This is a genomic window from Micromonospora sp. NPDC047753, from assembly GCF_040642735.1.
In the GTDB taxonomy this organism is placed as follows: domain Bacteria; phylum Actinomycetota; class Actinomycetes; order Mycobacteriales; family Micromonosporaceae; genus Micromonospora.
The window spans coordinates 1-4,339 of record NZ_JBEYSL010000540.1 but is presented as its reverse complement, the minus strand read 5'-3'; the positions used below and the strand labels follow the sequence as shown (position 1 = coordinate 4,339).

Annotated in this window: 4 protein-coding genes and 1 pseudogene; all 5 read left to right on the top strand. The window is 72.8% G+C overall.

Annotation, left to right across the window (positions count from 1 at the left end):
* The first annotated feature begins 98 nt into the window (after positions 1-98).
* A complete protein-coding gene (locus ABZ749_RS30440; protein WP_357233801.1) occupies positions 99-653 on the top strand; it encodes a thioesterase domain-containing protein in 555 nt (184 codons plus the stop codon).
* A gap of 5 nt (positions 654-658) precedes the next feature.
* A complete protein-coding gene (locus tag ABZ749_RS30435) occupies positions 659-1,363 on the top strand; it encodes a class I SAM-dependent methyltransferase (RefSeq protein WP_357233799.1) in 705 nt (234 codons plus the stop codon).
* Between the two features lie 40 nt (positions 1,364-1,403).
* Positions 1,404-2,729: a diaminopimelate decarboxylase gene (lysA, locus tag ABZ749_RS30430; protein WP_357233797.1), complete on the top strand. Its 1,326-nt coding sequence runs from the start codon at positions 1,404-1,406 to the stop codon at positions 2,727-2,729.
* The gene (locus ABZ749_RS30425) at positions 2,723-3,847 is read left to right on the top strand and encodes an aminotransferase class I/II-fold pyridoxal phosphate-dependent enzyme (RefSeq protein WP_357233795.1); all 1,125 of its coding nucleotides are present in this window, start codon (positions 2,723-2,725) and stop codon (positions 3,845-3,847) included. The genes lysA and ABZ749_RS30425 overlap by 7 nt, the downstream gene beginning before the upstream one ends.
* Positions 3,840-4,339 (top strand): annotated as a pseudogene (locus ABZ749_RS30420) (2,3,4,5-tetrahydropyridine-2,6-dicarboxylate N-succinyltransferase); the annotation flags it as partial. The gene ABZ749_RS30425 and the pseudogene ABZ749_RS30420, both read left to right, overlap by 8 nt.

Sequence of the window (4,339 nt, the reverse complement as noted above, 5' to 3'; positions counted from 1 at the left end):
TTGTTCTCGCGGCCACCACCGGCGGCTCTAGGTCGGGTGCGGCAGGATGGCGACGTGGGTAAGGGTGCGGGACGTCGGCGGGCGAACGCGACGGCTACGTGCGGGACCTGGACCAGCGGTACGCGCCCGCCCCCGGCGAACGGTGGGCCGTCGTCGGCCACAGCTTCGGCGCCCTGCTCGCCGCGTCCTGGGCGGCGGTCGCCCACCAGGCGGGCAGGGGCCCCGCCCTGGTGGTGGTCAGCGGCGCCGCAGCGCCGTGGCGACACAGCACGGCAGCCCTCCTCGACGGCACCGACGACGAGATCTGGGACCGGGTGGGTGCCCTCGGCGGTCTGCCGGCGCAGATCCGGGCGACGCCGCTGGGCCGGCGGCTCGTCGAGCGGGCCCTCGTCGGCGACGTGCGGGCATCGGCCCGCTACCGGCCGGTCGGGCCGGCGCCGGTCGGCTGCCCCGTCCTGGCGGTTCGCGGCGCCGACGACCCGCTCGTCACCGACGAGTTGACGACCGCCTGGTCGGCCCTCACGACCGCCGCATTCACCTTCCGGGTCCTGCCCGGAGGCCACTTCTACCGCTGCGGCATGGAGGACCTGGTGCCGTTGCTCGCGGACGTCCTGTCCGCACCGACCCTGCCGGCTACTGCCGAACGAAGGTGACCGCTGTGACCATCGAGACCACCGACACCCGACCGGACCAACTCGCCGACCTCGCCGACTTCTACCGCTCGCGGTCCGGCGACGACGTCAGCCTCTTCGACATCTGGGAGACCGGGGGCGCGCGCGGCGACTCGGTCACCCCCTCCACCCACTCGCCGGCCTATCGGACCTGGATGCTGGAGCTGCTCAACGGCGAGCTGACGCGGGCCGGCAGCCGCCGGTTGGTCAGCCTGGGCAGCGGCAACGCGGTGGTGGAGGGTCACCTGGCCGCGGCCGGGGTCGAGGTGCTGGCAGTGGACGCGATGGCCGAGGCCGTCACCATGTCAACGGCCAAGGGCGTGCGGTCGATCGAAGCCGACGTGACGACCTGGACGCCGACCGACCCGTGGCCGGTGGCCTATCTCGACGGGTTGCTCGGCCACCTCTACGACGCCCGTACCGCAACCTTGCCGATCATGGCGCACGTCCGGAGCTGGCTCGGCGTGGACGGCCGCGGCATCCTCGTGGCCTCCAACGACGCCACCCGCGACGGCAGCCGGGTCCAGGCGGCACCGGGGGTGACCGGCTTCCACTGGCTCGCCGTCGACTACCTGCGGGAGCAGGCTCAGCTGTCCGGCTTCGACGACGTCAGCATGGACAGCTACGTCTACCGACGCCCCCTCTCTGGCGACCGCGTCCGCTCGGTGATCATCGCCCGGTTCGGCTACTGACCCCGAATCACCCGCCCCTGGCAGAAAGCGAGCCCGACAGATGCCCGTGAGCCCCGCGTTCCAGGCACGTCTGGACGACGCCCTACCGCGCGCCGTCGAGCGTTTCGGCACACCGTTCCACCTCTACGACGAGCAGGGCATCGACGACACCTGTACGGCCTTCGACCGGGCGTTCCGGTCGGTGGGCTACACCGAGTACTTCGCGGTCAAAGCGCTGCCCAATCCGGCGATCCTGCGCATCCTGGCCCGGCACGGCTTCGGCTTCGACGTCAGCTCGGGTCCCGAGCTGACACTGGCGCTGCGGGCCGGCGCTCGGGGCCGGCAGATCTGCTTCAACTCGAACAACACCAGCCGGGCGGAGCTGACCGCGGCACTGCGCGCGGACGCGCTGATCACCGTCGACGACGCAACGGTCCTTGAGAAGATCGCCGAACTGGGCGCCGTGCCGGACACCCTGGCGTTCCGGGTCAACCCGGGCGACGACGCGCACCGGGGTTCCCGCCGGCACGCGGACACCTTCCTCGGCGACCCGGCCGACGCCAAGTTCGGCGTCCCCGCCGACCGGCTCACCGACGTGGTGGCGCGCGCCATGACGCTCGGGGTCCGCACCGTGGGCCTGCACATGATGCTGGCCTCCAACTCGCTCACCGCAGCGCCGGTGCTGCTCACCCTCGAACTGCTGCTGGAGCAGGTCGTCGCCCTGCACCGCGACACGGGCGTCGCGGTGCGGACGCTGAACCTGGGCGGTGGCATCGGTATCCCTTACCGGCCGGGCGAACCGACCGCCGACATCGACGCGCTCGGCCGGGCGCTCCGCGAGCGTCTCGACCGGTGGCAGCAGGAGTACGGCCTGCCCGCGCCGCGTCTGTGTTTCGAAAGCGGCCGTTTCATCACGGGACCGCACGGGGTGCTCGCCACCCGGGTGGTGAACCGGATGTCCAAGTGGCGCGAGTACGCCGGGGTGGACGCCAGCATGACGGCGCTGATGCGTCCGGCGCTCTACCGCGACGCGTACCACCACATCACGGTGCCCTTCGCGCGGGCGGCCGGGCCCACCGAGTCGGTGGACGTGACCGGGCCGCTGTGTGAGAACAACGACCGGTTCGGCAGGGACCGCCCGTTGCCGGCGCTGCGGGAGGGTGATCTGCTGCTGATCCACGACACCGGTGCGCACGGCCATTCGATGGGCTTCACCTACAACGGTCGCCTGCGTCCGCAGGAGCTGCTTCTGCGCCGCGACGGCAGCATCGAGATGATCCGCCGGGCCGAGGATGAACACGACCACTTCGCCACCCTCGAGTTCCCGCCCGCCGTGGTGCCCGCCCCCGCGCTGGTGACCATGGCCGGCGTTGCCGTGCCGTGCTGAGCGCCCCGCCGTCGCGCGAGGAGCTGCTCGACCTGGCGCGCGGGTCGGGGTCGGCACTGCTCGACCTGTCGCTGGGGGTTCCCGCCGATCCGCCGCCGGTGACACCCGGCGAGCCACCCGGGCAGGAACCGGCCGGCTATCCACCCAGTGCCGGGACCGATGAGCTGCGGCTGGCGGCCGCCGGCTACCTGCGCCGCCGGTTCGGGGTCGCGCTCGCACCGGACGCCGTCGCGGCCTGCGCCGGGGCCAAGGAGTTCATCTCCACCCTGCCGCTGTTCCTGCGCGACGCCGGACTCGTCCCGCCGGGGCGTGACACGGTGCTCGTCCCGCAGCTCTGCTACCCCGCGTACGAGAACGGGGCGCGTCTCGCCGGCTTCGCCACCCACCGGGTACCGGCCGACGCCGATCACCGCATGCGGCCCGACCTGCTGCCTGCCGCGGTACGCGACCGCGCGCTGTGCCTGTGGGTGAACAGCCCGAGCAACCCCACCGGTGCGCTCGAACCGTTGGACACCGTGGTCGCCTGGGGCCGACGGTACGGCGTGCTCGTGATCTCCGACGAGGCGTACACCGAGTCGACCTGGTCCGGGTCGCCACGGACCGCGTTGGCGCACGGCGCCGCCGGGGTCCTCGCCGTGCACAGCCTGTCGAAGCGGTCGAACAGCCCGGGGCTGCGCGTCGGCTTCTACGCCGGCGATCCCGCCGTGGTCGAGCGGTTGGTGCCGTGCCGCCGCGCGGCCGGGCTGATGGCGGGCGCGGCCGCCCAGCGGTCGGCCGCGTACCTGCTCGGCGACGACGAGCACGCCCGGATCCAGTACGAGCGAGGCGCCACCCGGGTGGCCGACCTGGTGCGACTGCTCACCGTCAACGGGGCGGCGGCACGGAGTCCCGACGGTGGCTTCTTCGTGTGGACCGCCGCCCCGGGCGGCGACGGCGACACCTGGGCGAGGAGCCTTGCCAGTCGCGCCGGCATCGTGGTGATGCCCGGCGGCGCATACGGTCCGGCGGGTCGGGGACATGTCCGCTTCGCCGCCGTCCGCGACATCGCCGAGATCACCCCCCGGGCGGGTGCCCTGGGACCACTTGATTCCGACCAGAGAAGGGCGGCGCATGTCTGACGCCACTGTCGTGCCGAACGCCCCGACCGGGGCGCCCCTGCCGGCCGAGATCGACGAGCTGTGGGACCGTCGGGACACGGTGACCCCCGACGATCCGGCCGGCCACGCCGTCGTCACCGCCGCGGTGGACCAACTGGACAGCGGGGTGAGTCGGGTCGCCGCCGTCGATCCGGTCACCGATGAGGTGGTCGTGGACCAGCGGGCGAAACGCGCCATCCTGCTGGCCTTCCGGGTCCTCGGGCTTGAGCCGTCCGAGGCCGGGCCGTTCCGGTACCACGACCGGCTGCCACTCAAGCGCTCCTTCGACGGGGTGCGGGTGGTGCCCGGCGCTATCGCCCGATGGGGCAGCCATCATGCGCCCGGGGTGGTGCTGATGCCCTCGTACACCAACATCGGCGCCTGGGTGGGAGCCGGCACCATGGTGGACACCTGGGCGCAGCCAGGCCTGAGCCTTGTCCAGGCTGACCAGTTCGGTGGACATCCGGCCGAAGA

Excerpts from the sequence above, each read along its gene's own strand:
- lysA (WP_357233797.1), top strand. The coding sequence starts at position 1,404 with ATGCCCGTGAGCCCCGCGTTCCAGGCACGTCTGGACGACGCCCTACCG.